This window comes from Brevibacterium aurantiacum (genome assembly GCF_007558825.1).
GTDB lineage: Bacteria > Actinomycetota > Actinomycetes > Actinomycetales > Brevibacteriaceae > Brevibacterium > Brevibacterium aurantiacum_A.
Genome location: NZ_VLTK01000004.1, coordinates 491326 through 510666, shown reverse-complemented (window position 1 = coordinate 510666; position 19341 = coordinate 491326). Strand labels below are relative to the sequence as shown.

The 19341-nt window shown below is 64.7% G+C and carries 17 protein-coding genes; 10 read left to right on the top strand and 7 right to left on the bottom strand.

The window, feature by feature from the left end:
- The 4 genes from FO013_RS09700 to purD all read right to left on the bottom strand — a co-directional run bounded on the left by FO013_RS09700 (position 1) and on the right by purD (position 7047).
- Positions 1–1161 carry an ABC transporter ATP-binding protein gene (locus tag FO013_RS09700; RefSeq protein ID WP_143922317.1) on the bottom strand — a complete coding sequence of 387 codons (1161 nt, stop codon included), beginning with the start codon at positions 1159–1161 and terminating at the stop codon, positions 1–3.
- Positions 1158–2798, bottom strand: a complete 1641-nt coding sequence (locus FO013_RS09695) for an amidohydrolase (protein WP_143922316.1) — start codon at positions 2796–2798, stop codon at positions 1158–1160. The genes FO013_RS09700 and FO013_RS09695 overlap by 4 nt, the downstream gene beginning before the upstream one ends.
- 156 nt (positions 2799–2954) lie before the next feature.
- Positions 2955–4451 (bottom strand): aminobutyraldehyde dehydrogenase, encoded by a 1497-nt coding sequence (locus FO013_RS09690; protein WP_143922315.1) that lies wholly within the window; start codon positions 4449–4451, stop codon positions 2955–2957.
- A 328-nt stretch (positions 4452–4779) separates the two neighbouring features.
- Positions 4780–7047, bottom strand: coding sequence for a phosphoribosylamine--glycine ligase (gene purD / locus FO013_RS09685; protein ID WP_143922314.1), 2268 nt, complete (start codon positions 7045–7047; stop codon positions 4780–4782).
- A 33-nt stretch (positions 7048–7080) separates the two neighbouring features.
- Between purD and FO013_RS09680 the strand changes: the two genes are divergently transcribed.
- From FO013_RS09680 to FO013_RS09665, 4 genes are read left to right on the top strand one after another with little or no spacing between them, the layout of a single operon-like run.
- On the top strand, positions 7081–8208 hold the full coding sequence (locus FO013_RS09680) for an asparaginase (RefSeq protein WP_143922313.1): 1128 nt from the start codon (positions 7081–7083) through the stop codon (positions 8206–8208).
- A 15-nt stretch (positions 8209–8223) separates the two neighbouring features.
- The gene (locus tag FO013_RS09675) at positions 8224–8625 is read left to right on the top strand and encodes a sterol carrier family protein (RefSeq protein ID WP_143922312.1); all 402 of its coding nucleotides are present in this window, start codon (positions 8224–8226) and stop codon (positions 8623–8625) included.
- Positions 8622–10064: an aldehyde dehydrogenase family protein gene (locus FO013_RS09670; protein WP_143922311.1), complete on the top strand. Its 1443-nt coding sequence runs from the start codon at positions 8622–8624 to the stop codon at positions 10062–10064. Before FO013_RS09675 ends, FO013_RS09670 begins: the two co-directional genes overlap by 4 nt.
- Positions 10065–10102: 38 nt before the next feature.
- On the top strand, positions 10103–11020 hold the full coding sequence (locus FO013_RS09665; protein ID WP_143922310.1) for a DMT family transporter: 918 nt from the start codon (positions 10103–10105) through the stop codon (positions 11018–11020).
- Positions 11021–11130: 110 nt separating this feature from the next.
- Here FO013_RS09665 and FO013_RS09660 read toward each other — a convergent pair whose 3' ends face one another.
- Complete coding sequence (locus FO013_RS09660) at positions 11131–12111, bottom strand: universal stress protein (RefSeq protein ID WP_143922309.1); 981 nt, start codon at positions 12109–12111, stop codon at positions 11131–11133.
- Between the two features lie 160 nt (positions 12112–12271).
- Between FO013_RS09660 and FO013_RS09655 the strand changes: the two genes are divergently transcribed.
- The 3 genes from FO013_RS09655 to purM are packed head-to-tail and all read left to right on the top strand — an operon-like array spanning position 12272 to position 15349.
- The gene (locus tag FO013_RS09655; protein WP_260848076.1) at positions 12272–12727 is read left to right on the top strand and encodes a hypothetical protein; all 456 of its coding nucleotides are present in this window, start codon (positions 12272–12274) and stop codon (positions 12725–12727) included.
- A 44-nt stretch (positions 12728–12771) separates the two neighbouring features.
- Entirely contained in the window at positions 12772–14253 is a 1482-nt protein-coding gene (purF, locus tag FO013_RS09650) for an amidophosphoribosyltransferase (protein WP_143922307.1), read from the top strand.
- 1 nt (position 14254) lies between these two features.
- A complete protein-coding gene (gene purM / locus FO013_RS09645; RefSeq protein WP_143922306.1) occupies positions 14255–15349 on the top strand; it encodes a phosphoribosylformylglycinamidine cyclo-ligase in 1095 nt (364 codons plus the stop codon).
- A gap of 360 nt (positions 15350–15709) precedes the next feature.
- Here purM and FO013_RS09640 read toward each other — a convergent pair whose 3' ends face one another.
- Positions 15710–15937 carry a DUF3073 domain-containing protein gene (locus FO013_RS09640; protein WP_009881540.1) on the bottom strand — a complete coding sequence of 76 codons (228 nt, stop codon included), beginning with the start codon at positions 15935–15937 and terminating at the stop codon, positions 15710–15712.
- A gap of 128 nt (positions 15938–16065) precedes the next feature.
- Between FO013_RS09640 and FO013_RS09635 the strand changes: the two genes are divergently transcribed.
- The 3 genes from FO013_RS09635 to FO013_RS09625 all read left to right on the top strand — a co-directional run bounded on the left by FO013_RS09635 (position 16066) and on the right by FO013_RS09625 (position 18434).
- On the top strand, positions 16066–16881 hold the full coding sequence (locus tag FO013_RS09635) for a DUF8083 family protein (RefSeq protein ID WP_143922305.1): 816 nt from the start codon (positions 16066–16068) through the stop codon (positions 16879–16881).
- 159 nt (positions 16882–17040) lie between these two features.
- On the top strand, positions 17041–17538 hold the full coding sequence (locus tag FO013_RS09630) for a hypothetical protein (RefSeq protein ID WP_260848075.1): 498 nt from the start codon (positions 17041–17043) through the stop codon (positions 17536–17538).
- Entirely contained in the window at positions 17535–18434 is a 900-nt protein-coding gene (locus tag FO013_RS09625) for a hypothetical protein (protein ID WP_143922303.1), read from the top strand. The genes FO013_RS09630 and FO013_RS09625 overlap by 4 nt, the downstream gene beginning before the upstream one ends.
- Here the strand turns inward: FO013_RS09625 and FO013_RS09620 are convergent.
- Positions 18397–19284 (bottom strand): LysR family transcriptional regulator, encoded by an 888-nt coding sequence (locus tag FO013_RS09620; RefSeq protein ID WP_143922302.1) that lies wholly within the window; start codon positions 19282–19284, stop codon positions 18397–18399. The genes FO013_RS09625 and FO013_RS09620 overlap by 38 nt on opposite strands.
- Positions 19285–19341: the final 57 nt, after the last annotated feature.

Sequence of the window (19341 nt, the reverse complement as noted above, 5' to 3'; positions counted from 1 at the left end):
TCAGACACCGCTCTCATAGTCGTAGACGGCCACGTCGTCGGCATTCCAACTCAGGTCCACCTCGGCGTCGGCGGAAAGCACTTCGTTGCCGGCGGCCGGCACCCGAGCCAGGAGCTCATCGTTGTCCCCGGCCACGAGCATGTATTGGATGACGTCGCCGAGAAATGACACAGACAGGACCCGACCACGAGCGGAGTTCGCGGCCAATCCATCGGTCCCGGCAGGGGCGACGCGCATGCGTTCGGGCCGAATGGCAGCCCGCACCTTGTCTCCGACGCTCAGCGTCGAAGCCGTCCCCGACGCCGAGGCGGGTCGGATGTCGAGGGTCGTCGTTTCCATGACAGCGTTCGCCGTTCTCAACGTCGCGGTGGATCCGTTGATGTCGGTCACCTCGGCGGGGACGAAGTTCTGCTTGCCGATGAAGCCGGCCACGAAGCCGTTGACAGGATTGGCATAGATGTCTTCGCCGGAGCCGATCTGCTGGATCACGCCGTTGTACATGACGACGATCCGGTCGCTCATCGCCAGCGCCTCGTCCTGGTCATGGGTGACGAAGACGAAGGTCGTGTCCAGGCGAGTGTGGAGGCGTTTGAGCTCGAGCTGCATCTCCTCACGCAGCTTCCGGTCCAGAGCCGACATCGGTTCGTCGAGGAGGAGGACCTGCGGACGGTTGACCAGGGCTCGGGCCAGCGCGATGCGCTGCTGCTGGCCGCCGGAGAGCTGTTCGGGTTTGCGCCCGGCGAAGTCCTCCATCTGGACCAGGGCGAGAACCTCACGGACCCTCTCCGCGATCTCCGACTTCGGAGCCTTGGACTGTTTGAGGCCGTAGGCGATGTTGTCGGCGATGTTCATGTGCGGGAACAGCAGATAGGACTGGAACACCGTATTGACCGGCCGGCGGTGCGGCGGGAGGCTGACGATGTCCTTGCCGGAGAGCAGGATCGCCCCGTCGGTGGGAGCTTCGAACCCGGCGATCATGCGCAGCAGGGTCGTCTTGCCGCAGCCGGAGGGCCCCAGCAGTGAGAGGAACTCGCCCTTGCGCACCGACAGATCGAGCCTTTCGATCGCGGTGTTGTTGCCGAAGACCTTCTTCACCCCTTGAACTTCCAAGTGCTGAAGCTGTGTGGGCGTCGTTGCATCGGGAGTGGCTGTTGTGGTCATGATTGCCTTTCAGCGGCGATGGCGTCGTGGACGATGCGGCCGCCTGCGATCGTCATTTCGTTGTGCACCTCGGCGAGCCTGCCGGGGTCGAGGGCGAAGGGGTTGGCGCTGGCCAGTGCGAGGTTCGCGATCTGGCCAGGGCGAATCGTTCCGTTGGCTTCTGAACGCAGCAGATGCGCGGAACCGGAGGTGTAGGCACGCAGCGCCGTCGACAGGTCGATGGCCTGCTCGGGCAGCAGCGGAGCCGGATCGCCGGCGTCCGGATGCGAGCGGTTGACTGCCACGTGGATGGCCTCCCACGGGTTCGGCGTCGAGACCGGCCAATCCGACCCCATCGCCAAGTGTGTGCCGGCATCGGCGAAGGACTTGAAGGGATAGAGCCAGCGGGAGCGTTCGGTCCCGAGGTAGGGAAGGTTGAGGTCGAGCAGCTGCTGGTCGTGACAGGCCCACAGCGCCTGCAGGTTCGCGGTGATTCCGAGCTGAGCGAATCGGCCGATGTCGACGGGATCGACGACCTGAACGTGGGCGATGTGGTGCCGGCGAACACTGTTCCCGATGGACTCGAAGGCGTCGAGGGCCGCCTTGTTCGCCGCATCACCGATCGCATGGCAGTGGATGTCGAAGCCTGCCGCGTCGAGGGCGGCGAAGGCTTGGTGCAGGTGCTCACGGGTGAAGTAGCTGGTGCCGAATCCGCCGCAGGCGCAGCTGTATTCGGCACTCATCGCGGCGGTCCGGGATTCGACGATGCCGTCGAGCATGAACTTGACCGAGGTGGTGCGGAAAGCCCCGTGAGTTCGCCGCTGCTCGAGCAGGGCTGCGACCTGGGCGTCGATGTCGTCGACGTCACGGGGCCACCACAGGCTGCCGACGACCTCGGCGCTCAGATCGCCTGTGTCCTCTGCTTCGATGTAGGCGTCGAAGGGGGAGCGGTGGCCGGAGTAGTCGCCGACGATGGCGTCCATCCAGGCGGTGACGCCGAACGCATGGAGGTAGGACTGTCCGGCGAGGAGTCCGGCGCGGATGTCGGCGTCGGAGGCGGCCGGGACATGGGCGGAGACGAGATCCATGGCAGATTCGTGCAGGCACCCGGTCGGTGCTCCCGCTGCGTCCTTCTCTATCACGCCACCGGGCGGGGTGGGTGTGGAGGCATCGAGGCCAGCGAGATCCATGGCCCGCGTGTTCACCCACGCCGAGTGGTGGTCCGCGCTGAGCAGGATGACGGGCCGGTCCGGGCTCAGTTCGTCGAGGAGCACAGCGGTCGGTGCACCGCCGGGAAAGTCGGCCATCGACCAGCCGCCGCCGGTGACCCAGCTGTCGTCTGTCGTTCCGGCGGCGGTGCCGGTGCCGGGGGCGGTCGCGGTCACATAGCCGCGAATCATCTCAAGTGAGGCCTCGAGGTCCTGTGCTTCGCTGAGATCGCAGGCCAGGGACTCCTGTCCGCCGAAGGTGGTGTGCACATGGGCGTCGACGAACCCGGGTGTGATCAGCTTTCCCGTGGCCGTGATGGTGTGTTCGGAAGGGTCGGCGGCCGCTCCGGTGCCGATCTCGGTGATGATTCCATCGCGGATGCTGATGCGGTTCGCAGGCAGGACCGAGTGTCCGTCGAAGATGCTGACGTCGAGTACGTCGAGGTTCATGTTCCTCCCGACTTCCTTGTCGAAGGTGAGGCCGAGCGCGCTGGAGGCGCTTGGCAGGATGTCATTGTATGTCCGCCGAGGCATCGGGCCACAGGGCTCGGACCGGCTGTTATCCGTTCGTGTCCGAGCCCGTGACCGGCAGCCCGCGGCAGAGTGTCAGGACGTGAAGATGGTGTCCTGCCATTCGTGGTGCGGGCCCTCGTGTTGGTCGATGAAGACGTGCTTGACCTGTGTGTACTCATCGAGCGAGTACTGGCTCATGTCCTTTCCGAATCCGGAGGCCTTATATCCGCCGTGAGGCATGTCGGAGACGATCGGGATGTGCTCGTTGATCCACACGCATCCGGCTTCGATGTCGGCCGCAGCACGCAGCGTCCGGTTCGTGGTCGTCGTCCAGGCGCTCGCCGCCAACCCGTAAGGGGTGTCGTTGGCCAGTTCGATGGCCTCGTCATCGGTGTCGAAGGCGATCGCGACGAGGACGGGTCCGAAGATCTCCTCACGCCATACCTCGGCGTCGGTGTCGATTCCGCTGATGAGGGTGGGTGTGTAGTACGCCGTTGAGTCGATGTCTCCGGGCAGAGCCTCGCCGAGGTGGTTCGTCGTCGGGATCGCTGCGCCGCAGTGGATCGTGGCCCCGGCTGCCCGGGCGCGGTCGACCATCTCGGCGACGCGTGAGCGGTGGGTCAGCGAGATGAGGGAGCCCATGTCAGTGGCGGGGTTCGACGGGTTGCCCAAGCGGACGCCTTCCATGAGTTCGGTGACGCGGGTAGTGAAGGCCTCGAAGTGTTCGCGGGCGACGATGGCCCGGGTCGCCGCGGTGCAGTCCTGGCCGGAGTTGATGAGCGAACCGGCCACGGCACCGCGGGCGGCGGCTTCGATGTCGGCATCGTCGAAGACGACGAACGGGGCCTTGCCGCCGAGTTCGAGGTGGACGCGAGAGCCCTTCGCCGCGGCGAGTTCCATGATGCGTCGGCCCACCTTCGTCGATCCTGTGAACGAGGACATGACGACATCGGGGTGAGTGATGAGTGCTTCACCGGCCTCGAGCCCGTCACCGGCGATGATGTTGATAACACCAGGGGCGAAGCCAGCGGCGGTGGCAGCCTCGGCGAGGATGAGTGAGGTCCCGGGAGTCATCTCCGAGGTCTTGAGCACGATCGTGTTGCCGGCTGCGACGGCGGGGAAGATCTTCCATGCGGCCATCTGCAGCGGGTAGTTCCACGGCGCGATGGAGCCGACCACGCCGAGGGGTTCGCGCCTGGTCATCGACGTCGACTTCTCCCAATAGGTGCCGGCGGCCAAACCGGTGAGCTGCCGGGCGGCCCCGGCGAAGAACTTCGCGTTGTCGATTGAGCCGGGCACATCGAATTCCTTGGCCAGGCGGATGGACTTGCCTGTCTGCTGCGACTCGAGTTCGGCGAGTTCGTCGGCGCGAGCCTCGAGCTGGGCGGCGAGGCCGAGCATCAGCTCCGCGCGCTCGCCAGGGGTGAGTGCTTTGAAGGCGGGATAGGCGGCCTTCGCCGAGGCGACGGCTTCATTGACATCCTCGGCGTTGGCGAGCGTGTACTCACCGATCGTCTCACCGGTGGCGGGATTGATGAGCGTGAAGCTGTCACCGCTGCCTTCGTGATAGGTGCCGTTCCAATAATGCATGTCGTCACTTCCAACCGAGTTTGCACGTCTGTGTGTGAGCCTGCGCGGAGCAGTGTGGGCCTGGTCACACACAGTATCGGAATCAGTGGGTTGAATCCACCGATTCCGTTGTGTGAGACGGTTTCGAGGTGAAAACAATTACCACCCAGCATATTCCCCTGCTGAATCAGTGGTCGCGCCTGCGATTTTCGCGCTATGTCGTTGCTTGCGGCCGGGGTCAGCGCGCGTCTCGAGACAACGCCGCACCGCCGATACCACTGTTCGTGCAGCGTTGTATCGGCGGTGCGGCGTTGTCTCGGTGTGAGAGGCTGCCCGGCTGTGACCAGCCTCAGCCGGGGAACTTCTGGCCGGTGAGCCGTTCGAAGGCCTCGATGTAGCGGGCACGGGTCTTGTCGACCACCTCGGCGGGAAGGGGTGGCGGGGGAGTGTCCGAGGACTTGTCCCAGCCGGACTCACCAGTCAGCCAGTCGCGGACGAACTGCTTGTCGAAGCTCGCCTGCGGCTGACCCGCTTCGTAGCTCGCCGCATCCCAGAAGCGCGAGGAATCCGGGGTCAGCACCTCGTCGCCGAGGACCATCGTCCCGTCAGGCAGTGTCCCGAACTCGAACTTCGTGTCGGCGAGGATGATGCCGCGTTCACGGGCGATCGCTTCGGCCCGCTGGTAGATCTCGATCGTCAGGTCGCGGACCTTCTTTGCTGCTTCGGTGCCGATGGTCTCTGTGATCTGGGCGAAGCTGACGTTCTCGTCGTGGTCTCCCAGATCGGCCTTGGTCGCGGGCGTGAAGATCGCGGGCTCCAAGCGGTCGGCTTCGATGAGGCCCGCCGGCAGCTGGATCCCGCACACGGAGCCTGTGGCCTTGTAGTCAGCCATCCCGGAGCCGGTGAGGTAGCCGCGGGCCACGCATTCGATGGGCAGCATCGACAGGTTCTTGACGATGAGGCCGCGACCGGCCACTGCCTCAGGGACATCGGAGCTGATGACATGGTTGCCGATGACCTCGGAGAGCTGGTCGAACCACCACAGGCTCAGCCCGGTCAGCACCTTCCCCTTGTCCGGGATCTCGGAGTCGAGGACCCAGTCATAGGCGGAGATGCGATCCGAGGCGACCATGAGCAGCTGCTTCGCCGAAGCCGCATCGGCGGCCGTGTCGGGAATGTAGAGGTCGCGGACCTTGCCCGAGTAGACGTGCGTCCAACCCGGAAGTTCGGGCGCCGCGGAGTCGAGCCCCGCCGCAGCCGGTGCCTCTTCGGGCGCAGGGTAGATGTCGGCCACGGTGATCTGCCCACGAGCGGCCACTTCGGCGATGTCGGTGCGATGCTGCTCACCGTCCCACTTGACCTCGGCCACAGCGGCATAGGCCTTGGCCCGGGCTTCGTGGAGTCCGGTGCCCAGCGAGACGACGGAGAGCACACGTCCGCCGGCGGTGACGATGTCTCCGGTCTCGGCGACGTCCTCGGAGATGACGGTGTCCTCGGGGGCGAATCCGGCTCCCGTGTCTGTGGCACGAGCGGTCCCGGCGTGGAGGATGTGGACGTCCTCGAGCCCATCGGCCGTGTTGAGGCCGCGGATGATGTCGCCGGTGCGCGGAGTGTTCGGGTAGTTCTCGGCGGCCATGACCACGGTCACCGAGGTCCGCGGATCCCAGTCGAGTTCACCGACCTCGTCGAGGCGCCCCTCGGCGGCGGCGAGCATGGTCTGGCCCAGCGGGCTGCGCAGACGTGAGAGCACGGACTGGGTCTCTGGATCGCCGAAGCGGACGTTGAACTCGACGACCCGCATGCCCTTCGATGTCAGGGCGAGTCCGCAGTAGAGTAGCCCGACGAACGGGGTGCCGCGGCGGGTCATCTCGTCGACGACCGGCTGGGCGACGGTGTTGACGATGTCGTCGACCGTGCCGGCCGGGATCCACGGCAGCGGCGAGTAGGCGCCCATGCCCCCGGTGTTCGGGCCGCTGTCACCATCGCCGATGCGCTTGAAATCCTGAGCGGGAGCCAGCGGCAGAGTGTGCTGGCCGTCGCAGAGGACGAACAGGGAGACCTCGGGGCCGTCGAGATAGTCCTCGATGACGACCCTGTCTGAGACCTCGAGGCAGGAACTGGCATGAGTCAGCGCCTCGGCACGGTCCGAGGTCACGACGACGCCCTTGCCCGCGGCCAGGCCATCGGCCTTGACTACGTACGGAGCACCGAAATCATCCAGGGCGGCGGCCGCCTCCTCGGAGGTATAGGCGACCACGGTGCGTGCGGTGGGCACATTCGCGGACTCCATGACCTCCTTGGCGAACGCCTTCGAGCCTTCGAGGACCGCGGCCTCGGAGCTGGGTCCGAAGACCGGGAACGAGGACTCACGCAGGGCGTCGGCGACCCCGGCGACCAGTGGCGCTTCGGGGCCGATGACCACGAGATCGACGTCGAGTGCCTCCGCCAGCGCCGTGACTGCGGTGGAGTCGTTCATATCGACGGCTTCGGTGTGCGCGATCGCTGCGATTCCCGGGTTGCCGGGTGCTGCGATGACGGCGTCGACCTGGGGGTCGCGACTGAGAGCAAGGACGAGGGCGTGTTCGCGGGAGCCCGAACCGATGACAAGAACCTTCACCCCACCAGCCTATAAGGTCGTAGGCTTGAGTGCGTGACTCGTTCCACTTTCGTTTCCGCCGACGCCGCCGAGTTGGCCTTCGTCGAGCGCAGCGGGTTCGTCGAATCCCGCCACATCGGTTCCGCCGTCGTCCTCGACCCGGATGGATCACCCCTGATCAGTCTGGGTGCGCCGGGGGCTCCCGTGTTCACCCGGTCGAGCCTCAAACCGCTGCAGGCGATTGCCGCGATGAGTCTCGGAGCGCAGGTGTCCGGCACCTGGGCGGCACTGGCGACCGCGTCCCACAAATGCGAGGCCGGCCACGCCGAGGCGGTTGCCGGGATGCTCGAATCCGCCGGCTTGAGCGTAGATGACCTGCAATGCCCGTCCACTCACCCCGCCGACGGTGCCTTCCGTCGCAGCCTCCAGGAGACCGCGCGTCGTCTCGGGCGAGACGACACCGATCCGGCTTCGCCCCTGTACTTCAACTGCTCCGGCAAGCATGCGGCGTTCCTCATGGCCGCGGCGGCCATCGGTGCGGAGTCCGCAAGCTACCTCGACCCGAACCATCCCGTGCAGAAGAGGGTCGCCGAAGTGGTCGAAGCCTTCGCCGGTGAGGCGCCGGCAGCAGTAGGCACCGACGGCTGCGGTGCTCCCGTCTTCGCACTCAGCCTCACCGGGCTGGCCCGGGCGATCGGCCGTGTGGTGCGACTGGGCAGTGCAGACGCTTCCACAGCAGAGGAGGACCCGAGGACCACCTCGGCGTGGGAACCGTATGTCTCCTACGCGAGCGAGGCTCGCACGGTCATGGGCGGCGTATTCGCAGACCCGTGGGCGATCGAAGGTCACGGCAAGCCGAATACGACGGTCATCGAGAGCCTCGGGGTCTTCGCCAAGGGCGGGGCCGAAGGCGTGATCGCGATGTCGACGAAATCCGGGTACTCGGTCGCACTGAAATGTCTCGACGGATCCTCCCGACCGACGACGTGGGTCGCGCTCAACCTGCTGGAGCTGGCTGGCGCATTCGACGACGAATACCGGGTCTCCGCGATGCACGAATGCACACTCGAGGATCTGTACCCGCACATCGTCGACCCGATCACCGGCGGCACCGATTCCGAGGGACGGACGAGCATTGTGGGCAGGCTCGGGCTGGGCGAAGATGTAGCGAAGATCAGGTAAGAGAGAGGGTCACTGATGGCGATTCGCAGAAGGATTGACACAGACGAGGGGCGCAACGCGCTCGAGATGTGGGTGGCGCACTCCAAGGCTGACGCGGCACCGGCAGACCGGTCGACCCTGGCCACGGCTGTGCGGTTCACGTTAGAGGAGCTCGCGTCACGGGCGGAGGGCAACAGCGTCGAAGTCCGCGTCCCGCCCTTCGGCGTCACCCAGTGCATTCCCGGTCCTCGGCACACCCGCGGCACACCGCCCAACGTCGTCGAAACCTCGGCACAGGTGTGGCTGGAGATCGTGACCGGCAAGACCGAATTCTCCGCCGCGCTCGCCGAAGGCTCGGTTGACGCCTCGGGCACGCGCGCCGACATCAGCGACTTCGTCCCCTTGTACACCTCAGCAGAATTGGAAGGTCGGCGATGAACGCCCAGATCACCCAGACCACCTCATTCATCGGCGGACGCCATGTCCCCTCCCTGACCACCTACGCCAACGTCGACCCGGCCACCGGCGAACACCTCGGCGATGTCTCCCGCGGCGGAGCCGACGAGGTCGACCGTGCGGTCAAGGCAGCGGCCCGGGCGCAGAGGGAATGGAGGCGCTCGAGCACCGAGGAGCGGTCGAAGCTGCTGGTCACTACCGCCGAAGTGATCCGAGCCAACCGCGATGAGATGGCCGCACTGGAATCCGAGGACACCGGCAAACCGCTGACCCAGGCCTACGCCGATGTCGACGTCTGCGCCCGCTATTTCGAGTTCTACGGCCACACCATCGAGTCCTACTACGGGCACTCGATCCCCATGGCCGAGGACATGCATGTCTACACCCGCCGCGAACCCTACGGCGTGACCGGGCACATCGTGGCCTGGAACTACCCGCTCCAACTCATCGGACGTGCCGCCGCGACCTCGCTGGCCACCGGCAACTGCGCGGTGGCCAAACCCGCCGACGAGACGCCGCGCTCCACGGTCCGCCTGGCCGAACTCATCCATTCCGTTGGCTTCCCCGCCGGTGCGTTCAATGTGGTCACAGGCCTGGGCGCCGAGGCGGGGGCTGCGTTGGCAGCCCACCCGGGCATCGCTCACCTGGGCTTCGTCGGCTCGACTCAGATCGGTTCACAGATCGCCCACGCCGCCGCAGATCGGGTCATCCCGACGGTGCTCGAACTGGGCGGAAAGTCCGCGAACGTCGTCTTCTCCGATGCCGATGTCGACGCGGCAGTCCCGTCCCTGGTGCGTTCGATCATCCAGAACGCCGGCCAGACCTGCTCGGCCGGGTCCCGACTCATCGTCGCCCAGGACATCCACGCCGAGGTGGTGGAGAAGATGGCGGCCGCGATGGAGAAGGTCACAATCGGCTACGGCATCGACGACCCGATGCTCGGACCCCTGATCTCGAAGAAGCAGCAGTCCCGTGTCGAAGGGTTCCTCTCCGACATCGGCAACGCCCAGATCATCACGGGAGGGACCAGGCCCGAAGGTCTCGCCGAGGACCTCACCGGCGGTGCCTTCATCACCCCGACGCTCGTCGACAACGTGTCCCCGGGCTCGAGGATCGCGCAGGAGGAGGTCTTCGGCCCCGTCGTCGTGGCCATGACCTTCGGCGACGAAGAGGAGGCGATCTCCCTGGCCAACGGCACCGACTACGGATTGGTCTCGGCCCTGTGGACGCAGAACATCTCCCGGGCTCATCGGGTCGCCGCCGAGGTCGAAGCCGGGCAGGTCTTCATCAACACATACGGAGCCGGCGGGGGAGTGGAGCTGCCCTTCGGCGGGTTCAAGAAGTCCGGCTACGGCCGTGAGAAGTCCATCGAAGCCTTCGACGAGTACACGCAGACGAAGACCGTTGTCGTGAAGCTGTGAGGTCCTGACGCTGTGAAGCGGACTGGTCACGGTCGTCGATGACACCTGCCGTCCTCGGACTGGTGCTCTTCGCCTCGCTCGCCCATGCCCTGTGGAACATCGCGGCGAAGTCGGTGTCCGGCAAGGGGTACGCCTTCGTGCTGGCCTATCACGGGCTGTCGGCGATCCTGCTGACCCCGATCGCGATCTGGCTGCTCGCCTCCGGAACACATGAGTTCAGTCTGGGCCTGCTGGGCGCCGCCGCACTCAGCGCGGTCTTCCACATCGCCTATTCGGTCTCCCTGCAGTCCGGCTATGACCATGCCCCGTTGGGCGTCGTCTATCCCACGGCGCGCGGGGTCGGACCGATCATCACGATCATCGTCGCAGTGCTGTTCCTGGGTGAGCGGCCCACGGCACCTGAGATCATCGGCGCCTTCATCGTCCTCGCTGGCATCGCCGTCGTGACCGTGCACCCAAAGCGGGCGGGCGGAAGCCGGACGGCAGACGGAGGTCACGGGACAAACAGCCACGGCGTGGGTCGTGGTCTGGCCTGGGGCGGCTTGATCGGAACCTTCATCGCCTCGTACACACTGTGGGACGACTTCTCCGTCAACCACATCACCGACTCACCGCTGCTCTACTTCGCCCTCTCCGAAATCTGCGTCGCGACCATCATGGCGTTGGGCATCGTGACGATCCCAGGCGGTGCAGGACGTCGCGCGGACTTCACATCGATCCTGGCCGGGCACAGAAGGGCTCTGCTCACCGTCGCCATCCTCTCCCCGCTGGCGTACCTGCTCGTCCTCTATGCGATGCAGCAGGCGCCGGTGTCCCTTGTCGCTCCCGTGCGGGAGACCTCGATCATCGTCGGCACACTGCTGGCCTGGTGGCTCTTCGGAGAGAAGGACATCGGCATGAAGCTGACCGGCGCGGTGGTCGTCGTCGCCGGCATCGGCCTCATCGCCCTCGGGTAAGATTCCCAGATTCCCACCCCGGGCCACCGCTGGGCAAAAGTGCTGACGTTGAGCACTTGTGCCCTACGCCAGCACTTTTACCCAGCGCTAATGCAGTTGGAGGCGCAGCTTCAGCGCTTCTTCGCCGCCTTCCGGCGGAGCACGCGGACCACTCGTGTTGGGCACACAGCGTGTGAGAGGACGGCCTGGGAAGTCGACCCGAGGATCGTCGACACGAAACCGCCGCGGCCGCGGGAGCCGATGATCATGAGTTCGGCGGTGTAGGTGGCACTGATGAGCACCTCGGTGGCGGGGGCATCGAAGATCGACCAGCGAACGTCAACATCGGGGAACTCCTCTTGGAGGGACTGCACCGCTTCTTCACGCGAGGTCACGGCTTCGTCGTACATCTTCTCGAGATGTGTTTCGCTGGGCATCCATTCCGGCGAGAGCACGTGGGCCGCGGTGATGCCGACCAGGTGCAGCGGCAGACCATAGATCCGAGCCTGCAGCGCGGCCTCACGCAGGACCGGCCCATCGGTCTCGAACGGATCGATCGCGGCGACGATCTCACCGGTGAAGTCGGGGCGCCTGTCGCCGGATTCGGCGGTGGTCGTCTGCGCGTCGGAGGAACGCACAGGCAGGTCGATCGGCAGGGGCCGCTCGGGCATCGGTCGTTGGGGCCAGGTGCTGGGGATGACCACGGTGGGGCAATGACCGTGCGCGGGCATCGCCAAGGCCACCGACCCCAACAAGCGGCCGGCGAACCCACCGCGACCGCGAGCGCCGATGACCGCGAGATCGGCATTCTTCGAGTTGTCGACCAACGCCCCAGATGCATCTCCCGGGAAAACCACGGTCGACACCGGCACCGAGGCATCGGTGACGGTTCGTGCGTTGTCATCGACGAGCTTCTGCACCGACCTCTTGACCTCCGCGTCGAAATCGGCCGGGTAGACGATGTCCGCTTGGGTCATATTGACGCCGGGAACGGTGTACGCCGCCACGAGGCGAATCTCGGAAGAGGTCAGTTGTGCGTGTTTGATCGCCCACTGCAGTGCGCATTGACTGTTGGCGGAGCCGTCGACTCCGACGATGATCGTATGAGACATGTCCACCCCTATGTGAGAAGCCTTGCTGTGTCTGCTTCCACCTTATGGGATCGGCCGCATAACTGCCTGGGAGTCGGCGAAAGAGTTCTCGACTAGACTGTCCGCGACGTGAAATGCGGGCGCCATCGACCCGCCACCGACACTGCTGCCCAAGGAGATCATGAAGGACCAGATCGACGTCGCCGTTCGTCGCAGCCCCAAGTATTCGGTATTCATGGGACTCGGCGCGATCCTCGGCGTACTCGTCGCGGGCGTGCTCACGCTCTTCGTTGATCCCGCAGCGATGCCCACCGGCTACACAGTGGCCAAGGGAGCGGGGCTGCTGCTGCTCGTCCTCGCCGTGGGCGGACTGTTCCTCGGCGGTCTGCTGGCAGTGCTCCTCGACTGGATAGGTCGGAGGAAGTCACGCAAGTATCGCGTCGACGCGGAGATCGACATGGTCGATGATCCGAAGGAGATCGCGCGTCGTCGCATCGCCGAAGCCAACGGCGAAGACCCCGATGCCGGTGTCACCTCGGTCGACACCTCGATGGGGGAAGCAGCTGACGGCAACCGCCCTGACAGTGACAGTGCCGAGGACGAGCCCCGAAACGAAGCCCCGAGTTCCGGAGTCTGATCCTCTTGTGAAGCAGAGCTCACCGATGTGAGACAATCTTTCACGTGGCAAGAGGAGACGGGCAACTAACGCACGAAATCGACCCCCTGGATCGCGGACCTCAGGATGCTTGTGGAGTATTCGGAGTCTGGGCGCCGGGCGAGGAAATAGCCAAACTCACCTACTTCGGGCTCTACGCTCTGCAGCACCGCGGACAGGAGTCCGCGGGCATCGCTGCCAGCAATGGCAAGCAGATCCTGATCTACCGCGACATGGGCCTGGTTTCGCAGGTCTTCCATGAGCGGGATCTCGAACTTCTGCAGGGACACATCGCGCTCGGGCATACGCGGTATTCGACGACGGGCTCACCCTCGTTCGAGAACGCCCAGCCCACGCTGGGACCCACCCCGTTCGGGACAGTGGCACTGGCACACAACGGAAATCTGACGAACTTCGATGAGCTCGAGGCTCTGGCTGACGGCCGTCGCGACGACGCCGACCAGGTCGTCAAGGACGCGACGAAGAAGGTCAGTCGGACTCGACCCTTCCGCGACTCCTCCAATGACACCTCCCTGGTCACCGAGCTCTTCGCCACCGAAGAGGGCGAGAACCTCACTGAGGCCGCGCTCAATCTCCTACCCAAGGTCGACGGTGCATTCTCCCTGGCCTTCATGGACGAGAACACCCTCTACGCCGCGCGTGATCGTCACGGGGTCAGGCCGCTGTCGCTGGGCCGGATGGAGAACGGCTGGGTTGTGGCATCCGAGACCTCGGCTCTCGACATCGTCGGTGCCTCCTTCGTGCGCGACGTCGAACCGGGCGAACTCATCGCCATCGACGAAGACGGTCTGCGTTCCTTCCGCTTCGCCGAACAGGACCAGGCTCGCTGCGTATTCGAGTACGTGTATCTGGCCCGGCCCGACAGCGTGCTCAACGGCAAGACCGTGCATGCGGCCAGGACTCAGATGGGCCGCCAGCTGGCCGACGAGTACCCCGTCGATGCCGATCTCGTCATCGCCACACCCGAATCGGGAACACCAGCCGCCGTCGGCTATGCCGAGCAGTCAGGCATACCCTTCGGCCAGGGGCTGATGAAGAACGCCTATGTCGGCCGCACATTCATCCAGCCCTCGGACACCCTGCGACAGCGCGGCATCCGACTCAAACTCAACCCGCTGCGCGAGAACATCGAGGGCAAACGCCTCGTCGTCGTCGACGACTCGATCGTGCGCGGCAACACTCAGCGCGCGCTCGTACGAATGCTCCGCGAGGCGGGAGCGAAGGAGATCCATGTGCGCATCTCCTCTCCACCGGTCAAGTGGCCCTGCTTCTACGGCATCGACTTCGCGACCCGGGCCGAGCTCATCGCCAACGGCCTGAACATGGACGAGATCCGTGACAACCTCGGCGCCGATTCCCTGGGATACATCTCCCTCGACGGGATGGTCGAGGCCACCCAGCAGGAGCGCAGCCAGCTGTGCACCGCCTGCTTCTCAGGCGAATACCCGATTCCTGTCAACAACACCCCCGCCGACAAAGGATGTTGAGTTGAGCACCGATCCAGCTAAGTCCACCACCTATGCCGCTGCCGGCGTCGACGTCGAGGCAGGTGACCGCGCCGTCGAACTGATGAAGTCCGCGGTCGGTGCCACACACAACGCGAATGTCGTCGGCGAAGTGGGCGGTTTCGCCGGACTCTTCGACGTCTCAGTGCTCAAGGACTTCGAACGCCCGCTGTTGGCCTCATCGACCGACGGCGTCGGCACGAAGGTCGCGATCGCACAGGCCCTCGACAAGCACGACACCATCGGCTATGACCTGGTGGGCATGGTCGTCGACGACATCATCGTGTGCGGTGCCAAGCCCCTGTTCATGACCGACTACATCGCCTGCGGCAAAGTCGTGGCCGAGCGCATCGCGGACATCGTCCGGGGCATCGCCGAGGCGTGTGCAAGTGCCGACGTCGCCCTAGTCGGCGGGGAGACCGCCGAACACCCGGGCCTGCTCGGGGTCGACGACTACGATGTCGCCGGAGCCGCCACAGGTGTCGTCGAGGCCTCCAAACTGCTGGGACCTGATAAGGTCTCCGCCGGTGACGTGCTCATCGGGTTGCCATCTTCTGGCATCCACTCGAACGGGTACTCCCTGGTCAGGCACATCATCGCCGAGGCGGGTTGGGGTCTGGATCGCAACGTGCCGGAATTCGGCCGCACCCTGGGTGAAGAGCTCCTCGTCCCCACCCATGTCTACACCGGCGAACTCAACGCCCTCTTCTCTGCTCTGCCCGATGCCGTTCATGCGGTCTCGCATGTCACCGGCGGGGGACTGTCTGCCAATGTGGCGCGCGTGCTGCCGAAGGGCCTCGTGGCGAAGATGTCCCGAGCTTCGTGGGAGATCCCTCCGGTCTTCTCCACCCTCGGCGATCTGGGCGGAGTCCCGCAGGAAGACCGTGAACGGACCTGGAACCTCGGCGTCGGCATGGTCCTCGTGGCCTCTGCTGAGTCCGTTGACAGTGTGCTCGCAGCCTCACCAGGCTCATGGGTGCTCGGTGAAGTCAGGGTCGATGACGGTTCACTGGCCTCCGAACTCGACTACGTCCAGGGCGCCAAGGGCGTCGACGGCGGAGCCTCAATCCTCGCTTAAGGCTTTGTGAGCGCAAGGCTGAAGGCGCTGTGGGAGCAGCCGCCGTCGGTGCAACGGCCAGCCGGCCCTGAAATGCCCCGTTCGCCCTGAAACGTCCCGTCAGCTCTGAAGCGTCTCGTTGCTGAGGTTGTCAGTGCGGCTGCCGGGGTGTGGTGGTCGAGTACCTGTAGGAGTTGGCGCGCAAGAGTATGAGTTGCTGCTCACTGCGGGCGAACGAAGTCAGGGCAGACATCTTTTGCAATGAGTAGTCCATGGGGCAATCAGGCAAAGCAGAAGGCGGAGGCCGCAGCCTCCGCCTTCTTGCTTGAGCGAATCCGATGCCCGGCGTATCTGAGCGTCGATCACATCAGTGCTGATCGGTCAAGATTCGCGCTGTGTATAGTCGTCTTCTTCGTCGTCATCGTCGACGTTGTACTTGTCGGCGTAATCCGAATAGTCCGGCTCGTTGTCGTACGGATCTGACGAACCGGACGCCTGCGACTCGGAACCCAGTTCCTGCTGGAGTCTATTCAGGTCGGTGTCCGGGCTGTAGTATTTCAGCTTCCGGGCAACCTTGATCTGCTTTGCCTTTGCGCGGCCGCGACCCACTGGCGTGACCCCCTCCGTCGTCATTTGGGGCGAAGCGCCCCGGACTAGATCTCTGCTATGCGCTTAAATCCTACCTGTTCGTAGTAGGAAGTTCCATTTTGAGGCCCGACCTTGGATAGGGTGAACCCATGTCCTACAGTCGCGATTATGTTGTCTCTCTGCGGATCTTCGAACCCACCGTAGTTCATTCCGTATTGCAAGACGAGCAGGTGGAAGACAACCGTTCTCGTGTTGAGGAGCAGATCTCCGAAGACGCGGATCAGCGCTTGATCTCACTGCCGCCGAGCCCTGTGGCCGAGTCCTTTCGCAACACGCCGATCTTCCTCCCGGCGTCTCAGACTTCGGACGGCGTGGATCGGTACTGCCCCGCGCAGGAGGACATTCGCGGGTGGGAGGCGCTCGAAGCTTTGAGCGAGCACACCTCGAAGGCGACGCTGGACATCATCGCTCCGAAGTCGGCGCGCAGGCGTGCGGCCAGTCGTCGCGCCGAGTGGCTCCAGGACACCAAGGATACTCGCGTCTTCACGCGCGTCTCGGCGTGGGATGTGCCGCCATCATGGTGGCTGTTCTTCTCGCTGAGCGAAGACCAGATCATCACAAATGAAACCGATGCCGGGCTGAGAGTGCTCATCCGTACGGACATTCTGGCAGCCTCGGCGAGGATGGAATGGGCAGCGGAGACTGTGGCCGATAAGTCCAAGGTCGTCGACATGGTCGAGCAGACATCGATTCTGGCCCAGTGGGTCGACGGCTTCGACATGAACTCCGTGCTCGAACTCGACTTGGGCGGGATGAGCGATGTGCTCTGGCCCAACGAGGCACCGGAGCTCGTCGATTCGTGGGTGACCGCGCTGAGCAACGACGATCCTGAAACCGCGGTCGCATCCTTCCAGAAGTACGCGGCGATGTGGGAACAGCTCAATCTCTACGCGCGCAGTTCCTGAGCTGAGCCGTTCAACTCCTGAGTCTCCAGTACGTGTGCGGCGGCTACGATAGTCTGCGTACCCGCGGCGTCGAGAGAATGAACCACACAGCGCATGGATGAGAAGAAGCGTCGACTTGTGACGAATAGGAAACCGCCGTCGGGGCCCGCTGAGGAGTCAATGACCGCCGACGAACCGATGACTGCCGCCGCGTCTGCGACCGCCACGAAGTCGAAGCCGATGTCGACGTGGTCGATCGTATGGCGTCTCGGAGCAACTGCCATGGCCCTCGTCATTCTCACCTGCGGACAGTTCCTCAACACCAACGACTTCTTCCCGCTCGGGTCACTCACTCAGTACGCGACCGCCAAGGACCTCAACGGCACGGTGAACGCGACGTGCATCGAAGCGCAGTTCCCCGGTGAAGATGAACCACGCCGGCTCGGCTTCAACACGGACACCGTCGGGATCGAACGCGGGGACATCGAATCCCAGCTCGATCGGGTCATCGCCAACCCGGAACTTATGCAGACCATGGCCGACTCCTTTGAGCGCCTCCATCCCGACGAGCCGAAGCCGGAGCAGATGATCCTCTGCCGCACCGTGACGCAGTTGGAGAACGGCCGCAGCGTCGGCGAACCCGAACACAAGATCCTGGCGACGTGGGAGGTGCAGTGAGCATTTCCACCTCCGCCGAGGCGAAGGTCGGCAATCCGATCATCGCCTGGTTCACGCCCCAGATCTCCCTGGCCCGCGTCGCGGTCTTCCGCGTCATCGTCTACATCTTCGTCATCATCGACGTGCTCACGATCTCCGCCGACGTCATCCCGCACGGCTGGACTCCCGACCTCTATCAACCGCTGTGGCTGGCCAGGTTCCTCCACATCCCACCGGTCAGCGTCCTCGGTGCGCAGATCCTACTCGCCGCGATCATCGTCTTCGCTCTCATGGCCGCCGCCGGCGTCCTCCAGCGAATCAGCGGCTGGATGGTCGCGATCACCTTCGGGCTGTGGATGTTCTACACCCAGGGCTATGGCTATGTCGCCCACGACCACATGGCGCTCGTCATCGCCGTCGTGGTGCTGCCGACGGTCGGAATCGCACGGTTCAGGGAAGTGAGGACCACCTCGGCGAAGGCAGGGTGGGCACTGCGAGTCGTGCAGATCTCCGTCGTCCTCACCTACTTCTATTCGGTGGTGATGAAGTGGATCGCCTCTGGGAACATCACCCACTGGGCCAATGGGGCCGTGATCATCTGGGCGCTGATGCGCCGCGGGGCCGAATGGTCGAAGCCGTTCCTCGAGATGCCGGGCCTGCTCATTGCCGGGCAGTGGGCGACTCTGGTGTTCGAGTTCCTCTCACCGATCGTGCTGTTCCTCAAGGGGAGATGGCTCTATGGTGCCGTCATCTTCTTCATGCTCTTCCACCTCATGACCTACATCGCACTGGGCATCCACTTCCTGCCGACGGTCATCTGCTGGGCGGCGTTCCTGCCATTGGAGAAGCTGATCCCGAAGCGGTTCGCAGCCACTGGGGCTAAGAGTTCCGGTGCAGGGCGTCCAGCACTCGTTTGACGGCTGCGCGCTCGGCCGTGTCGGGAGCCATGACCGCCACGACCCAACGTGTGGTTGCGACCCCTGTCAGTGGGAGGAGCGTGAGCCCGGCGTCTTTCGGGGTCGTGAATCGCGGCAGCAGGGCGACCTGATCGCTTGAGGCCACGATCGCCTCGATGAGTCGGTTGTCCCGGATGCGCTGGGTGACCTCGAGCTCTCGTCCTGTGACGTGTTCGATCGACGTCAGGATTGTGGTGAATGGGAATCCGTGGGGAACGCCGATCCACTGAGCGTCGACGAGGTCCTCTGGTCTCAGCTGGTCCCGGCAAGCCAGGGAATGGGCGTTCGCGACGGCGACGTCGATGGGTTCGGTCGCCAGGCACTCGACGCTCAGCCCTTCGGTCCCGGCCGGACGTTCGGAGATCAGGCTGTGGGCGATGACGATGTCGACGTCGGAGGTCAGGCCCGCGAACTCGTGCTCGGCCAGATCCACATCGACGGTGCGCAGGGTGATCCTCGGGCTGGTCTCCCGCAACCGTCGCAATGCAGAAGGCACAAGGTAGGCCAGGGCGCTGGGTAGCCCGGCAACCCGAACCACTCCGGAGGGATCGCCGAGGTAGTCCTCCCAGTCAGCCTGCACGCGGGCGATCGCTGAGGCCACGTCCTTGCCGCCTGCCGCCAGCAGTCTGCCCGCGCTGGTCAGCTTCAGCCCACGGCCCTCGGGTTCGACGAGGGTGTGTCCGAGTTCCCGTGTGGCCTGTTTGAGCTGCTGCGATATCGCCGAAGGCGTGCGAAACGTCGCCCTGGCCACAGCAGTCACGCTGCCGAGTTCGTCAAGCCGGCGCAGCAGCTCAAGATGCCGGGGGTCCATGCGCCAATGCTACAACTATGAAGCTGAACTTCAAAGTCTCTGTAGAACATTTCGATT